The following is a 14318-nucleotide window of genomic DNA, read 5'->3' as shown; positions in this document are numbered from 1 at the left end:
CAAATGACAGTCGGGCTTATCATATTTTCATTTCAAATTAGCTATTCCAAAATCATAAAAATGGGGTATGTTTTAGCAGAGTATGCTGAAAAAGCGCGAACAGCACGCCTATAATTGAAATAAAGCGCTACACAACAACATCACAACAATCGTTATAACCATAATAATGGGGAATCTCAGGATGAACATGAAGGGTAAAGCGTTACTGGCAGGATGTATCGCGTTGGCATTCAGCACTATGGCGCAGGCCGATATTAAAGTGGCCGTGGTGGGCGCGATGTCCGGTCCGGTAGCACAGTACGGCGACCAGGAATTTACGGGCGCGGAACAGGCGGTTGCAGACATTAATGCTAAGGGCGGCATCAAGGGCGAAAAGCTGCAAATCGTAAAATATGACGATGCCTGTGACCCGAAACAGGCGGTCGCGGTGGCGAACAAAGTGGTAAATGACGGGATCAAATACGTTATCGGTCACCTGTGCTCCTCTTCCACCCAGCCCGCGTCTGACATCTACGAAGACGAAGGCATTCTGATGATCACGCCGGCTGCGACGGCACCAGAGCTGACCGCGCGCGGCTATAAGCTGATCCTGCGTACCACCGGTCTGGACTCGGATCAGGGGCCAACCGCCGCGAAATACATCGTGGAAAAAGTGAAGCCGCAGCGCATCGCGATTGTTCATGACAAACAGCAGTACGGCGAAGGCCTGGCCCGTGCGGTGCAGGATAACCTGAAAAAAGCGAACGCCAACGTGGTGTTCTTTGACGGTATCACCGCCGGTGAGAAAGACTTCTCGACTCTGGTAGCGCGTCTGAAGAAAGAGAATATCGACTTCGTTTATTACGGCGGCTACCACCCGGAAATGGGGCAGATCCTGCGTCAGGCGCGTGCGGCGGGTCTGAAGACACAGTTCATGGGGCCAGAAGGCGTGGCGAACGTTTCCCTGTCTAACATCGCGGGTGAGTCTGCTGAAGGGCTGCTGGTGACCAAACCGAAAAACTACGACCAGGTGCCTGCGAACAAACCTGTTGTAGATGCCATCAAGGCGAAGAAACAGGATCCAAGCGGTGCGTTCGTCTGGACCACTTACGCAGCGTTGCAGTCTCTGCAAGCGGGCCTGAACCAGTCAGCCGATCCGGCGGAGATTGCCACCTGGCTGAAAGCGAACTCGGTGGAAACCGTGATGGGGCCGCTGTCCTGGGATGAGAAGGGCGACCTGAAGGGCTTCGAGTTCGGCGTGTTTGACTGGCATGCCAACGGCACGGCGACAGACGCAAAATAAACGTAAAAAGGCAACGCAAGTTGCCTTTTTTAATGTTTTCTCCCTCTCCCCGTGGGAGAGGGCCGGGGTGAGGGCATCAGGCCGCTCAGCCCTCTTTTGCCCGGTGGCGCTTCGCTTACCGGGCCTACAATGAGCACCTCGCAGCCGCCACCCGGCTTTCTTTTAGCGCTTCTCCCACCCGTTCGCCTGCGCCGTAAACCCTAACGCCTGCATAAACGCCGCCATTACGCCGCGATCCTCCACGCCCACGTCGGCCATCCACCAGGAGGTCACGCTCGGGTTTTCGCGGATCACCTCTTCAATCAAATACTGCCCGACCCCGCGACGACGGGTCACGTCGCGCACGCGCAGGGAGTCCAGCGCCCCTTCCGTGCCGCTCAGCGTTACGCGGACGGCGGCCAGCAGGCGCTCGTTAAAGCGCGCGGCATAGATGCGGTGGTTCTCATCGACGGCCAGCGATGAAGAAGAATATTCCGGCCAGATCTTGCCCAGGTCGATATGATCCTGGTCGCTAAAGGTCACCAGACGCACGATAGTCAGTTTCATTAGCTGCTTGTCCAAATCAAAAAGAGTACGGCCAGTGTACTCAATTTAATTGCTCAGGCACTTTCTCTTTTTCTTCCCATTTACCAGGTGATTAGTTTTTTGGCAACGCGATGGGCAGTTTGAAAACACATGGATCGAAAAATAAGCAGAATTTTAACCTGAATGGTAGTGATTTATTCGGCGCTTTGTACCGTTATTTTATGCTGCAAACTGCGCTTTTATTTGTTTATCTCCGTCTGATTTCAGAATATTATCTTTGCTTAATCGCCTGAAAAATAGAGATATTAGTCTGGTTTTTGTTAAAAACCTGCGCTAAACCATTAAAGGCACTGGTAAAAATAGCGTTGTTCATTAAAAGTACAGAATGCTTTTTAACCATAATAAAACAAAATATAAACATCACTTCACGAATGGGGATTCTGAGATGAAAAGGAACGCGAAGACGTTAATCGCGGGGATGGTCGCACTGTCGATCTCGCATGCCGCTATGGCAGACGACATTAAAGTTGCGGTAGTGGGTGCGATGTCCGGCCCCGTTGCCCAGTGGGGCGATATGGAGTTCAACGGCGCGCGTCAGGCCATCAAAGATATCAATGCTAAAGGCGGCATCAAAGGCGACAAGCTGGTGGGCGTAGAGTATGACGACGCCTGCGATCCAAAACAGGCCGTCGCGGTCGCCAACAAAATCGTTAACGACGGTATCCAGTACGTCATCGGGCACCTGTGTTCCTCCTCCACGCAGCCTGCGTCTGATATCTACGAAGACGAAGGCATCCTGATGATCACCCCGGGCGCCACCAACCCGGAACTGACCCAGCGCGGTTACCAGCACATTATGCGTACCGCCGGTCTGGACTCCTCGCAGGGGCCAACCGCCGCCAAATACATCCTCGAAACCGTTAAGCCACAGCGCATTGCCATCATTCATGACAAACAGCAGTACGGTGAAGGCCTGGCGCGCTCCGTACAGGACGGCCTGAAAAAAGGCGGGGCGAATATCGTCTTCTTCGACGGCATTACCGCCGGTGAGAAAGACTTCTCCGCGCTGATCGCCCGCCTGCAAAAAGAGAATATCGACTTCGTTTACTACGGCGGCTACTACCCGGAAATGGGGCAGATGTTGCGCCAGGCGCGCGCCACCGGTCTGAAAACCCAGTTTATGGGGCCTGAGGGCGTCGGTAATGCCTCCCTGTCGAACATCGCGGGCGATTCTGCCGAAGGCATGCTGGTGACGATGCCAAAACGCTATGACCAGGATCCGGCGAATAAAGCTATCGTGGATGCGCTCAAGGCACAGAAGAAAGATCCGAGTGGCCCATACGTCTGGATCACCTACGCGGCCGTGCAGTCGCTGGCCACGGCCATGGATCGCACCGGCAGCAAAGAGCCGCTGGATCTGGTGAAAGATTTAAAAGCACACGGGGCGAACACCGTGATTGGGCCGCTGAACTGGGATGAGAAAGGCGATCTGAAGGGATTTGAATTTGGTGTCTTTAAGTGGCACGCCGACGGTTCGTCCTCGGTCGCCAAATAATAATCCCACCGCCCGGTTTACCGGGCGGATATAAAAAGGTTTGCATATGTCCGAGCAGTTTCTCTACTTTTTGCAGCAGATGTTTAACGGCGTCACGCTGGGAAGCACCTACGCGCTGATCGCCATCGGCTACACGATGGTTTACGGCATTATCGGCATGATTAACTTCGCCCACGGCGAGGTGTACATGATCGGTAGCTACGTCTCCTTTATGATCATCGCTGCGCTGATGATGATGGGCATCGACAGCAGCTGGTTGCTGGTGGCCGCCGGGTTTGTCGGCGCGATTGTGATTGCCAGCGCCTACGGCTGGAGCATCGAACGGGTGGCCTACCGGCCGGTGCGCAGCTCCAAGCGCCTTATTGCGCTGATCTCCGCCATCGGTATGTCCATCTTCCTGCAAAACTACGTCAGCCTGACAGAAGGTTCGCGTGACGTGGCGCTGCCAAGCCTGTTTAACGGCCAGTGGATTGTGGGGGCCAGCGAAAACTTCTCTGCCTCTGTCACCACCATGCAGCTGGTTATCTGGATTGTGACCTTCCTGGCGATGCTGGCCCTGACCGTTTTCATCCGCTACTCCCGCATGGGACGCGCCTGCCGCGCCTGCGCGGAAGACCTGAAGATGGCGAGCTTGCTCGGGATCAACACCGACCGCGTGATTGCCCTGACCTTCGTGATCGGTGCAGCGATGGCGGCGGTGGCGGGCGTGTTGCTCGGCCAGTTCTACGGCGTAATCAACCCGTACATCGGCTTTATGGCCGGGATGAAAGCCTTCACTGCCGCGGTATTGGGCGGTATCGGCAGCATTCCGGGCGCGATGATTGGCGGCCTGATTTTGGGCGTGGCCGAAGCGCTCTCCTCGGCGTACCTGAGCACCGAATATAAAGATGTGGTGTCGTTTGCCCTGCTGATTCTGGTTCTGCTGGTGATGCCTACCGGTATTCTGGGCCGTCCGGAGGTAGAGAAAGTATGAAACCGATGCATTTTGCGATGGCGCTGCTTTCTGCCGCCATGTTCTTCGTCCTGGCGGGCGTCTTTATGGGCGTCCAGTTAGGGCTGGACGGCACGAAGCTGGTGGTGGATACCGCCCCCGATATCCGCTGGCAGTGGGTGTTTATCGGTACTGGCGTGGTGTTCCTGTTCCAGCTGCTGCGTCCGCTGTTCCAGAAGACGCTGAAGAACGTCTCCGGGCCGAAATTCGTCCTTCCGGCGATCGACGGTACAACCGTGAAGCAGAAGCTGTTCCTTGTGGCGCTGCTGGTGGCTGCCGTGGCGTGGCCGTTTATGGTATCGCGCGGGACGGTGGATATTGCCACCCTGACCATGATCTACGTGATCCTCGGTCTCGGCCTGAACGTGGTGGTGGGATTGTCTGGCCTGCTGGTGCTGGGCTACGGCGGCTTCTACGCCATCGGCGCGTACACCTTCGCGCTGCTGAACCACTATTACGGCCTCGGCTTCTGGACCTGTCTGCCGCTGGCGGGGCTGGTCTCTGCCGCGGCGGGCTTCCTGCTCGGCTTCCCGGTGCTGCGCCTGCGCGGTGACTACCTGGCGATTGTGACCTTAGGCTTCGGCGAAATCGTCCGTATCCTGCTGCTCAACAATACCGAAGTGACCGGCGGTCCGAACGGCATCAGCCAGATCCCGAAACCGACCTTCTTCGGCCTGGAGTTCAGCCGTACCGCCCGCGAAGGCGGCTGGGATACCTTCAGCAACTTCTTTGGCATCAAATACGACCCGTCCGACCGCGTGATCTGGCTCTACCTGGTGGCGCTGCTGCTGGTGGTGATTACCCTGTTTGTGATCAACCGTCTGCTGCGCATGCCGCTGGGCCGCGCATGGGAAGCGCTGCGTGAGGATGAGATCGCCTGCCGTTCCCTGGGCCTGAATCCGACCCGTATCAAGCTGACCGCGTTTACCATCAGCGCCGCGTTTGCCGGTTTCGCCGGAACGCTGTTTGCCGCGCGTCAGGGCTTCGTCAGCCCGGAATCGTTCACCTTTGCCGAATCGGCCTTCGTGCTGGCGATTGTGGTGCTCGGCGGGATGGGTTCCCAGTTCGCCGTGATCCTCGCGGCCATCCTGCTGGTGGTCTCGCGCGAGCTGATGCGCGACTTTAACGAATACAGCATGCTGATGCTGGGTGGCTTGATGGTGCTGATGATGATCTGGCGTCCGCAGGGCCTGCTGCCGATGACGCGTCCACAGCTGAAGCTTAAGAGCGCGGAAGCGAAAGGAGAGCAGGCATGAGTCAGCCATTATTATCCGTTAACGGTCTGATGATGCGTTTTGGTGGCCTGCTGGCGGTCAACAACGTGAATCTGGATCTGCACAAGAAAGAGATTGTCTCCCTGATTGGCCCGAACGGCGCAGGGAAAACCACAGTATTCAACTGCCTGACCGGTTTTTACAAGCCGACAGGTGGCACCATCATGCTGCGCGACCAGCACCTCGAAGGGCTGCCGGGCCAGCAGATTGCCCGCATGGGCGTGGTGCGTACCTTCCAGCACGTGCGTCTGTTCCGGGAGATGACGGTGATTGAGAACCTGCTGGTGGCGCAACATCAACAGCTCAAAACCGGCCTCTTCTCCGGCCTGCTGAAAACCCCGGCCTTCCGCCGCGCGCAGGAGGAGGCGCTCGATCGCGCCGCCACCTGGCTCGACCGTATCGGCCTGCTCCAGCACGCCAACCGTCAGGCGAGCAACCTTGCCTACGGTGACCAGCGTCGCCTTGAGATCGTGCGCTGCATGGTGACCCAGCCGGAGATCCTGATGCTCGACGAACCGGCGGCGGGCCTCAACCCGAAAGAGACCAAAGAGCTGGACGAGCTGATTGCCGAGCTTCGCGATCATCACGACACCACCATCCTGCTGATTGAGCATGACATGAAGCTGGTGATGGGCATTTCGGACCGTATCTACGTGGTAAACCAGGGCACGCCGCTGGCAAACGGCACGCCGGAAGAGATCCGCAGCAACCCGGACGTGATCCGCGCATACCTTGGTGAGGCATAAGATGGAAAAAGCGATGTTAACGTTCGACAAGGTCAATGCGCACTACGGCAAGATCCAGGCGCTGCACGACGTCAGCCTGCATATCAATCAGGGCGAAATCGTCACCCTGATTGGCGCCAACGGCGCGGGGAAAACCACGCTGCTCGGCACCCTGTGCGGCGATCCGCGCGCCACCAGCGGGCGGATTGTGTTTGACGGCAAAGATATTACCGACTGGCAGACGGCTAAAATTATGCGTGAAGCGGTAGCGATCGTCCCGGAAGGGCGTCGCGTGTTCTCGCGCATGACGGTCGAAGAGAACCTGGCGATGGGCGGTTTCTTCGCCCACCGGGATGAATACCAGACCCGCATCAAATGGGTATACGAACTCTTCCCGCGCCTGTGGGAGCGGCGAATTCAGCGCGCGGGCACCATGTCCGGCGGGGAGCAACAGATGCTGGCGATTGGCCGCGCGCTGATGAGCCAGCCGCGTCTGCTGCTGCTGGATGAACCCTCGCTCGGTCTTGCGCCGATCATTATCCAGCAGATCTTCGACACCATCGAGCAGCTGCGCAAAGAGGGGATGACCATCTTCCTCGTCGAGCAGAACGCCAACCAGGCGCTGAAGCTCGCTGACCGTGGCTACGTGTTGGAGAACGGCCGCGTGGTGCTCTCCGATACCGGCGATGCGCTTCTGGCGAACGAAGCGGTGCGGAGCGCGTATTTGGGCGGCTAAGCCGTCTGTATCGCCCGGTGGCGCTGCGCTTACCGGGCCTACGGATACCATGTAGGCCGGGTAAGGCGAAGCCGCCACCCGGCTTTTTTTCATATTAACCCCTTCACACAACCATCATCCCTCTGACGCCTGGCTGTCACCTATCTGTAAACAAACAGTTATTTTTCTGTCATTCGAGCATGTCATGTTACCTCGCGAGCACAAAACGCGTGATATCGCGCATCCGGCATAATAAGAGAGATGACAATGACATCGTTACGACACACAGCTTTGGGTCTGGCAATCGGTCTGGCTTTTGCGACGAACGCAATGGCTGTGACCACCATTCCGTTCTGGCATTCTATGGAAGGGGAGTTGGGTAAAGAGGTTGACTCCCTGGCGCAACGTTTCAACGACACCCACCCGGATTACAAAATTGTGCCGGTGTACAAAGGCAACTACGAGCAGAGCCTGAGCGCGGGCATCGCCGCCTTCCGTACCGGCAATGCGCCAGCCCTGTTACAGGTTTATGAAGTCGGCACCGCGACCATGATGGCCTCCAAAGCCATCAAGCCGGTCTATGAAGTGTTCAAAGACGCGGGCATCAACTTTGACGAATCCCAGTTTGTGCCGACCGTCTCCGGTTACTACACCGATTCCAAAACCGGCCACCTGCTGTCTCAGCCGTTTAACAGCTCCACGCCGGTGCTGTACTACAACAAAGATGCCTTCAAAAAAGCCGGTTTAGATCCGGAACAGCCGCCAAAAACCTGGCAGGATCTGGCGGAGTACACCGCGAAGCTGAAAGCGGCGGGGATGAAGTGCGGCTACGCCAGCGGCTGGCAGGGCTGGATCCAGATTGAAAACTTCAGCGCCTGGCACGGCCTGCCGGTTGCCACCAAAAACAACGGCTTCGATGGCACCGACGCGGTTCTGGAATTTAACAAGCCGGAGCAGGTGAAGCACATCGCGCTGCTGGCCGATCTGAACAAGAAGGGCGACTTCAGCTATTTCGGGCGCAAAGACGAATCCACCGAGAAGTTCTACAACGGTGACTGCGCCATTACTACCGCGTCTTCCGGTTCGCTGGCGGACATCCGTCACTACGCCAAATTCAACTACGGCGTGGGCATGATGCCGTACGACGCTGATGTAAAAGGCGCGCCGCAGAACGCCATCATCGGCGGGGCGAGCCTGTGGGTGATGCAGGGTAAAGACAACGGCACCTACAAAGGCGTGGCCGAGTTCCTCGACTTCCTGGCGAAGCCGGAAAACGCCGCCGAGTGGCACCAGAAGACCGGCTACCTGCCGATCACCAAAGCCGCGTACGACCTGACCCGGGAGCAGGGCTTCTACAGCAAGAACCCGGGCGCGGACATCGCGACGCGTCAGATGCTGAACAAGCCGCCGTTGCCGTTCACCAAAGGCCTGCGTCTGGGCAACATGCCGCAGATCCGCACCATCGTTGATGAAGAGCTGGAAAGCGTCTGGACCGGGAAGAAAACGCCACAGCAGGCGCTGGATTCAGCGGTAGAGCGCGGCAACCAACTGTTACGCCGCTTTGAGCAGTCGACGAAATCGTAATTAAAACCTTACCCCTCACCCTAACCCTCTCCCCATAGGGGAGAGGGGACTGCACGGAGCCGTCTTTTCTCCCTCGCCCCTATGGGGAGAGGGCCGGGGTGAGGGGCGAAAACCTACTTGAGCTAACCTATGTCATCATCCCGTCCGGTGTTCCGTTCCCGCTGGCTGCCGTACCTGCTGGTCGCGCCGCAGCTGGTCATCACCGTTATCTTCTTTATCTGGCCTGCGGGCGAAGCGCTGTGGTACTCGGTACAAAGCGTCGATCCGTTCGGGCTTTCCAGCCAGTTTGTCGGGCTGGACAACTTTACCGCGCTGTTCCATGACAGCTACTACCTGGACTCCTTCTGGACGACGATCAAATTCAGCGCGCTGGTCACCGTCAGCGGTCTTGTCGCGTCGCTGTTCTTCGCCGCGCTGGTGGATTACGTAGTGCGCGGCAGCCGTCTGTATCAGACCCTGATGCTGCTGCCTTACGCTGTGGCTCCCGCCGTGGCTGCCGTGCTGTGGATCTTCCTGTTTAACCCGGGGCGCGGGCTGATTACCCACTTCCTGGGCGAGTTTGGCTACGACTGGAACCACGCCCAGAACAGCGGTCAGGCCATGTTCCTGGTGGTGTTCGCCTCGGTGTGGAAGCAGATCAGCTATAACTTCCTGTTTTTCTTCGCCGCGCTACAGTCTATCCCGCGTTCGCTGGTGGAGGCCGCCGCGATTGACGGCGCAGGGCCAGTGCGCCGCTTCTTCCGGCTGTCGCTGCCGCTGATCGCCCCGGTGAGTTTCTTCCTGCTGGTGGTAAACCTGGTGTACGCCTTCTTCGACACCTTCCCGGTGATCGACGCCGCCACTGCGGGCGGTCCGGTACAGGCGACGACCACGCTGATTTATAAAATTTACCGCGAAGGCTTTGCCGGGCTTGATCTCTCTGCCTCTGCCGCCCAGTCCGTGGTGCTGATGTTCCTCGTCATCATCCTCACGGTGGTGCAGTTCCGCTATGTCGAAAGTAAGGTGCGCTACCAATGATTGAGAACCGTCGCGGGCTGACGATTTTCAGCCATACCCTGCTGATTCTGGGCATTCTCGTCATCCTGTTTCCACTGTACGTGGCCTTCGTCGCCGCCACGCTGGACACCAGGGCGGTGTTCGACACGCCGATGACGCTCGTCCCCGGCGGGCATCTTTTCGAGAACATGAAAACTATCTGGACCCAGGGCGTGGGGGCCAACAGCGCGCCGTTCTGGCTGATGATGCTCAACAGTTTCATCATGGCGTTCGGCATCACCGTCGGCAAAATCACGGTGTCGATGCTCTCGGCGTTTGCCATCGTCTGGTTCCGCTTTCCGCTGCGTAACCTGTTTTTCTGGATGATTTTCATCACCCTGATGCTGCCTGTAGAGGTGCGTATCTTCCCGACAGTGGAGGTGATCGCCAACCTGAAGATGCTCGACAGCTACGCGGGCTTAACCCTGCCGCTGATGGCCTCGGCGACCGCCACCTTCCTGTTCCGCCAGTTCTTTATGACCCTGCCGGATGAGCTGATTGAAGCCGCGCGTATTGACGGCGCCTCGCCGATGCGCTTCTTCCGCGACATCGTGCTGCCGCTGTCGAAAACCAACCTTGCGGCGCTGTTTGTGATCACCTTTATCTACGGCTGGAACCAGTACCTGTGGCCGCTGCTGATCGTTCAGGACGTCAACCTCGGCACCGCCGTGGCAGGCATCAAAGGCATGATCGCCACCGGCGAAGGCACCACCCTCTGGAACCAGGTAATGGCGGCGATGCTGCTCACCCTTATCCCCCCGGTCGTTATCGTTTTAGCCATGCAGCGTGCGTTTGTGCGTGGTTTAGTGGACAGTGAGAAATAAGATGGCAGGTTTAAAATTACAGGCAGTAACCAAAAGCTGGGACGGCAAAACCCAGGTCATTCAGCCGCTGACGCTCGACGTGGCGGACGGGGAATTTATCGTCATGGTCGGTCCGTCCGGCTGTGGGAAATCCACGCTGCTGCGCATGGTGGCGGGGCTGGAACGCGTGACGTCCGGGGATATCTGGATTGACCGCCAGCGCGTTACCGAGATGGAACCCAAAGATCGCGGCATCGCGATGGTGTTCCAGAACTACGCCCTCTATCCGCACATGAGCGTGGAAGAGAACATGGCCTGGGGGCTGAAAATTCGCGGCATGGGCAAAGGCCATATCGAAGAGCGCGTGAAAGAAGCCGCGCGCATTCTGGAGCTTGACGGCCTGCTCAAGCGTCGCCCGCGTGAGCTTTCCGGCGGCCAGCGTCAGCGCGTGGCGATGGGGCGCGCCATCGTGCGCGACCCGGCGGTCTTTCTGTTCGACGAACCGCTGTCAAACCTCGACGCCAAGCTGCGCGTGCAGATGCGCCTTGAGCTACAGCAGCTGCATCGCCGCCTGAAAACCACGTCCCTCTACGTGACCCACGATCAGGTAGAGGCCATGACTCTCGCCCAGCGCGTGATGGTGATGAACAAAGGCATCGCCGAGCAGATTGGCACCCCGGTGGAAGTCTACGAAAAACCGGCCAGCCGTTTTGTGGCGAGCTTTATCGGCAGTCCGGCGATGAACCTGCTGGACGGGCGGATCAATGCTGCAGGAACCCATTTTGAGCTGGAAAGCGGGATGGCGTTGCCGATCAACTGGTACTATCGTGGCTACGCCGGGCGTAAGATGACGCTCGGTATCCGCCCGGAGCATATTGGTTTGACGTCTCAGGCGGACGGCGGCGTGCCGCTGGTGATGGACACGCTGGAGATGCTGGGCGCAGACAACCTGGCGCACGGACGCTGGGGCGAACAAAAGCTGGTGGTGCGCCTGCCGCATCAGGAGCGCCCGAAGGCAGGCAGCACGCTGTGGCTGCATATGCCGGAAAATCACCTGCACTTATTTGACGGTGAAACAGGACAACGAGTATGAGCAACTGGCCTTACCCCCACATTGTCGCCCACCGTGGCGGCGGTAAACTGGCGCCGGAAAACACCCTGGCGGCAATTGACGCTGGCGCGCGCTACGGCCACACGATGATCGAGTTCGATGCCAAGCTGTCGAAGGACGGCGAAATTTTCCTGCTGCATGACGACAACCTCGAACGCACCAGCAACGGCTGGGGCGTGGCGGGCGAACTGCCGTGGCGCGATCTGCTGAAGGTGGACGCCGGAAGCTGGTTCAGCGGGGAATTCAAAGGCGAGCCATTGCCGCTGCTGGCGGAAGTGGCGGACCGCTGCCGACAGCACGGCATGATGGCTAACATCGAAATCAAACCGACCACCGGCACCGGGCCGCTGACGGGCAAAGTCATCGCGCTGGCCGCGCGTGAGCTGTGGGAAGGGATGACGGTACCGCTGCTGTCGTCGTTTGACATCGACGCGCTGGAAGCGGCACAGGCGGCCGTACCAGAGCTGCCGCGCGGGCTGCTGCTGGATGAGTGGCGAGAAGACTGGCGCGCGCTGACTGCCCGCTTAGGTTGCGTGTCGATCCACCTCAACCATAAGCTGCTGGATGAAGCGCGCGTGACGCTGTTGAAAGAGGCCGGTCTGCATATCCTGGTCTACACCGTCAACAAACCCCAGCGTGCAGCCGAGCTGCTGCGCTGGGGCGTGGACAGCATCTGTACCGATGCGATTGACCAGATCGGGCCGAACTTTATTTATTAAGCATACTGCCGTTCTGCTGGGTCGGCAGCATATGCTGCTGACCGCTGCTTTGCGACACCCCGCCCCCTAACATCCCACCGTTTGAGTTTGACAGCGGCTGCTCGCGCATCTGGCCCTGCTGCACGCGCTGGGTATTAGCGTTCATCTGGTTTTGCAGGTGCTGCTGCTGCACCTGGGTCTGCGTCTTTAACTGCTGATTAAGCATCCCTTTCTGCTGCTGTTGCTGGCTCATCATCTCCGTCTGCATACGCTGCTGGCTCGGAATGACATAGCCCTGCTGGTTCGGGTTGTTCAGCGTGTTTATCGGCTGTGCGAGCGCGGCGAACGGAAGCAGCGCGATCAGGATCGGTAATCGTTTCATGGTTATCTCCTCCTTTGAGGCTTCTCTTAAGTTTATCCTGATTCCGGCATAACGATGATTTTTTAAGAGTTGTGAACCAGGCTTAAGCGGGGAATATAGGCCCCTTCACCTGGAGAACAATAATGATGAAACCAACCTTTTTGCGCTGGGTCGCCATCGCTGCGCTGATGGCAGGCGGCACATTTACCGTGGCGGCCAACCCGCCCGCCGCTCCTCCGGTCTCTTACGGCGTGGAGGAGGATGTTTTTCATCCCGTGCGGGCGACGCATGGCATGGTGGCCTCGGTTGACGCGCTGGCAACTCAGGTGGGCGTCGATATTCTTAAACAGGGCGGTAACGCGGTGGATGCGGCGGTCGCGGTCGGGTACGCACTGGCGGTAACGCATCCACAGGCAGGCAACCTGGGCGGCGGCGGGTTTATGATGCTGCGCACGAAAGACGGTAAAACCACGGCCATCGACTTCCGTGAGATGGCGCCGAATCAGGCCTCCCGCGATATGTTCCTCGACGATCAGGGCAATCCGGACAGTAAAAAATCCCTGACCTCGCACCTTGCCTCTGGCACGCCGGGCACCGTTGCGGGGTTCTCGCTGGCGCTGGAAAAATACGGCACGCTGCCGCTGAATAAAGTGGTACAGCCTGCCATCAGGCTGGCGCGCGACGGCTTCGTCGTCAACGACGCGCTGGCGGACGACCTCAAAACCTACGGCAGCGAAGTTATTCCCAATCATGAAAACAGCAAGGCTATCTTCTGGAAAGACGGCGAGCCGCTGAAAAAGGGCGATAAGCTGGTGCAGAAGAACCTCGCAAAAAGTCTCGAACTGATTGCCGAAAACGGTCCGGACGCCTTCTATAAGGGGCCGATTGCCGATCAAATTGCCGATGAGATGCAGAAGAACGGCGGGCTGATCACCAAAGCGGATCTGGCGGAATATAAGGCGGTGGAGCGCGAGCCGATTAGCGGCACCTATCGCGGCTACGAGGTCTTCTCTATGCCGCCGCCGTCCTCCGGGGGCATTCACATTGTGCAGATCCTCAATATTCTGGAAAACTTCGATATGCACAAGTTCGGCTTCGGTAGTGCCGATGCCATGCAGGTGATGGCGGAGGCGGAAAAGCGCGCCTACGCGGACCGCTCGGAATATCTTGGCGATCCGGATTTCGTGAAGGTGCCGTGGCAGGCGCTGACTAACAAAGCCTATGCCAAATCGATTGCCGATGAGATCGACATCAACAAGGCTAAACCGTCCAGCGAGATCCGCCCGGGCAAGCTGGCGCCGTATGAAAGTAACCAGACCACCCACTTCTCGGTCGTGGACAAAGACGGAAACGCGGTGGCGGTGACATACACGCTCAACACCACCTTCGGCACCGGGATTGTGGCGGGCAACAGCGGTATTTTGCTGAACAACGAGATGGATGACTTCTCGGCCAAGCCGGGCGTGCCGAACGTCTACGGGCTGGTCGGCGGCGATGCAAATGCGGTCGGGCCGAAGAAGCGCCCGCTGTCGTCCATGTCGCCCACCATCGTGGTGAAAGACGGCAAAACCTGGCTGGTGACCGGCAGCCCGGGCGGGAGCCGCATTATCACCACCGTGTTGCAAATGGTAGTGAACAGCATCGACTTTGGGATGAACG

Annotated in this window: 14 protein-coding genes; 12 read left to right on the top strand and 2 right to left on the bottom strand. The window is 58.2% G+C overall.

Annotated features, from left to right (window positions below):
* Positions 1 to 181 precede the first annotated feature (181 nt).
* Entirely contained in the window at positions 182 to 1282 is a 1101-nt protein-coding gene (gene livJ, locus HP459_RS14705; protein ID WP_015571474.1) for a branched chain amino acid ABC transporter substrate-binding protein LivJ, read from the top strand.
* Between the two features lie 162 nt (positions 1283 to 1444).
* On the opposite strand, the gene panM is transcribed toward livJ, so the two are convergent.
* Entirely contained in the window at positions 1445 to 1828 is a 384-nt protein-coding gene (gene panM / locus HP459_RS14700) for an aspartate 1-decarboxylase autocleavage activator PanM (protein ID WP_022649664.1), read from the bottom strand.
* Between the two features lie 424 nt (positions 1829 to 2252).
* Here panM and livK point away from each other — a divergent pair, with 424 nt between their 5' ends.
* The 10 genes from livK to ugpQ all read left to right on the top strand — a co-directional run bounded on the left by livK (position 2253) and on the right by ugpQ (position 12319).
* A complete protein-coding gene (gene livK / locus HP459_RS14695; RefSeq protein ID WP_022649663.1) occupies positions 2253 to 3362 on the top strand; it encodes a high-affinity branched-chain amino acid ABC transporter substrate-binding protein LivK in 1110 nt (369 codons plus the stop codon).
* 46 nt (positions 3363 to 3408) lie between these two features.
* Positions 3409 to 4335: a high-affinity branched-chain amino acid ABC transporter permease LivH gene (gene livH, locus HP459_RS14690; protein ID WP_022649662.1), complete on the top strand. Its 927-nt coding sequence runs from the start codon at positions 3409 to 3411 to the stop codon at positions 4333 to 4335.
* Positions 4332 to 5609: a high-affinity branched-chain amino acid ABC transporter permease LivM gene (locus HP459_RS14685; RefSeq protein ID WP_006812275.1), complete on the top strand. Its 1278-nt coding sequence runs from the start codon at positions 4332 to 4334 to the stop codon at positions 5607 to 5609. The genes livH and HP459_RS14685 overlap by 4 nt, the downstream gene beginning before the upstream one ends.
* Positions 5606 to 6373 carry a high-affinity branched-chain amino acid ABC transporter ATP-binding protein LivG gene (livG, locus tag HP459_RS14680; protein WP_022649661.1) on the top strand — a complete coding sequence of 256 codons (768 nt, stop codon included), beginning with the start codon at positions 5606 to 5608 and terminating at the stop codon, positions 6371 to 6373. Before HP459_RS14685 ends, livG begins: the two co-directional genes overlap by 4 nt.
* Before the next feature lies 1 nt (position 6374).
* A complete protein-coding gene (livF, locus tag HP459_RS14675) occupies positions 6375 to 7088 on the top strand; it encodes a high-affinity branched-chain amino acid ABC transporter ATP-binding protein LivF (protein ID WP_023298801.1) in 714 nt (237 codons plus the stop codon).
* 246 nt (positions 7089 to 7334) lie between these two features.
* Positions 7335 to 8651 carry a sn-glycerol-3-phosphate ABC transporter substrate-binding protein UgpB gene (gene ugpB / locus HP459_RS14670; protein WP_022649659.1) on the top strand — a complete coding sequence of 439 codons (1317 nt, stop codon included), beginning with the start codon at positions 7335 to 7337 and terminating at the stop codon, positions 8649 to 8651.
* 129 nt (positions 8652 to 8780) lie between these two features.
* Positions 8781 to 9668 carry a sn-glycerol-3-phosphate ABC transporter permease UgpA gene (ugpA, locus tag HP459_RS14665; protein ID WP_003861551.1) on the top strand — a complete coding sequence of 296 codons (888 nt, stop codon included), beginning with the start codon at positions 8781 to 8783 and terminating at the stop codon, positions 9666 to 9668.
* Positions 9665 to 10510, top strand: a complete 846-nt coding sequence (ugpE, locus tag HP459_RS14660; RefSeq protein WP_063841875.1) for a sn-glycerol-3-phosphate ABC transporter permease UgpE — start codon at positions 9665 to 9667, stop codon at positions 10508 to 10510. The genes ugpA and ugpE overlap by 4 nt, the downstream gene beginning before the upstream one ends.
* Position 10511: 1 nt before the next feature.
* Entirely contained in the window at positions 10512 to 11582 is a 1071-nt protein-coding gene (locus HP459_RS14655) for a sn-glycerol-3-phosphate import ATP-binding protein UgpC (RefSeq protein WP_022649656.1), read from the top strand.
* Complete coding sequence (gene ugpQ / locus HP459_RS14650; RefSeq protein WP_038416862.1) at positions 11579 to 12319, top strand: glycerophosphodiester phosphodiesterase; 741 nt, start codon at positions 11579 to 11581, stop codon at positions 12317 to 12319. The genes HP459_RS14655 and ugpQ overlap by 4 nt, the downstream gene beginning before the upstream one ends.
* Here the strand turns inward: ugpQ and HP459_RS14645 are convergent.
* Positions 12309 to 12680: a DUF2756 family protein gene (locus HP459_RS14645; RefSeq protein WP_023298798.1), complete on the bottom strand. Its 372-nt coding sequence runs from the start codon at positions 12678 to 12680 to the stop codon at positions 12309 to 12311. The two genes, ugpQ and HP459_RS14645, sit on opposite strands and share 11 nt — an antisense overlap.
* 122 nt (positions 12681 to 12802) lie before the next feature.
* Here HP459_RS14645 and ggt point away from each other — a divergent pair.
* On the top strand, positions 12803 to 14318 hold a 1516-nt coding region (gene ggt, locus HP459_RS14640; protein WP_171936394.1), incomplete at its 3' end, for a gamma-glutamyltransferase.

This window comes from Enterobacter sp. CM29 (assembly GCF_013179605.1).
Taxonomy (GTDB): Bacteria; Pseudomonadota; Gammaproteobacteria; order Enterobacterales; family Enterobacteriaceae; genus Enterobacter; species Enterobacter intestinihominis.
Note: the sequence above shows the minus strand (reverse complement) of the source record. Positions and strands in the feature narration are given on the sequence as shown.

Bases quoted from the DNA above. Each gene is read 5' to 3' on its own strand.
- livJ (WP_015571474.1), top strand. From the start codon at position 182: ATGAACATGAAGGGTAAAGCGTTACTGGCAGGATGTATCGCGTTGGCA.
- panM (WP_022649664.1), bottom strand. From the start codon at position 1,828: ATGAAACTGACTATCGTGCGTCTGGTGACCTTTAGCGACCAGGATCAT.
- livK (WP_022649663.1), top strand. From the start codon at position 2,253: ATGAAAAGGAACGCGAAGACGTTAATCGCGGGGATGGTCGCACTGTCG.
- livH (WP_022649662.1), top strand. From the start codon at position 3,409: ATGTCCGAGCAGTTTCTCTACTTTTTGCAGCAGATGTTTAACGGCGTC.
- HP459_RS14685 (WP_006812275.1), top strand. From the start codon at position 4,332: ATGAAACCGATGCATTTTGCGATGGCGCTGCTTTCTGCCGCCATGTTC.
- livG (WP_022649661.1), top strand. From the start codon at position 5,606: ATGAGTCAGCCATTATTATCCGTTAACGGTCTGATGATGCGTTTTGGT.
- livF (WP_023298801.1), top strand. From the start codon at position 6,375: ATGGAAAAAGCGATGTTAACGTTCGACAAGGTCAATGCGCACTACGGC.
- ugpB (WP_022649659.1), top strand. From the start codon at position 7,335: ATGACATCGTTACGACACACAGCTTTGGGTCTGGCAATCGGTCTGGCT.
- ugpA (WP_003861551.1), top strand. From the start codon at position 8,781: ATGTCATCATCCCGTCCGGTGTTCCGTTCCCGCTGGCTGCCGTACCTG.
- ugpE (WP_063841875.1), top strand. From the start codon at position 9,665: ATGATTGAGAACCGTCGCGGGCTGACGATTTTCAGCCATACCCTGCTG.
- HP459_RS14655 (WP_022649656.1), top strand. From the start codon at position 10,512: ATGGCAGGTTTAAAATTACAGGCAGTAACCAAAAGCTGGGACGGCAAA.
- ugpQ (WP_038416862.1), top strand. From the start codon at position 11,579: ATGAGCAACTGGCCTTACCCCCACATTGTCGCCCACCGTGGCGGCGGT.
- HP459_RS14645 (WP_023298798.1), bottom strand. From the start codon at position 12,680: ATGAAACGATTACCGATCCTGATCGCGCTGCTTCCGTTCGCCGCGCTC.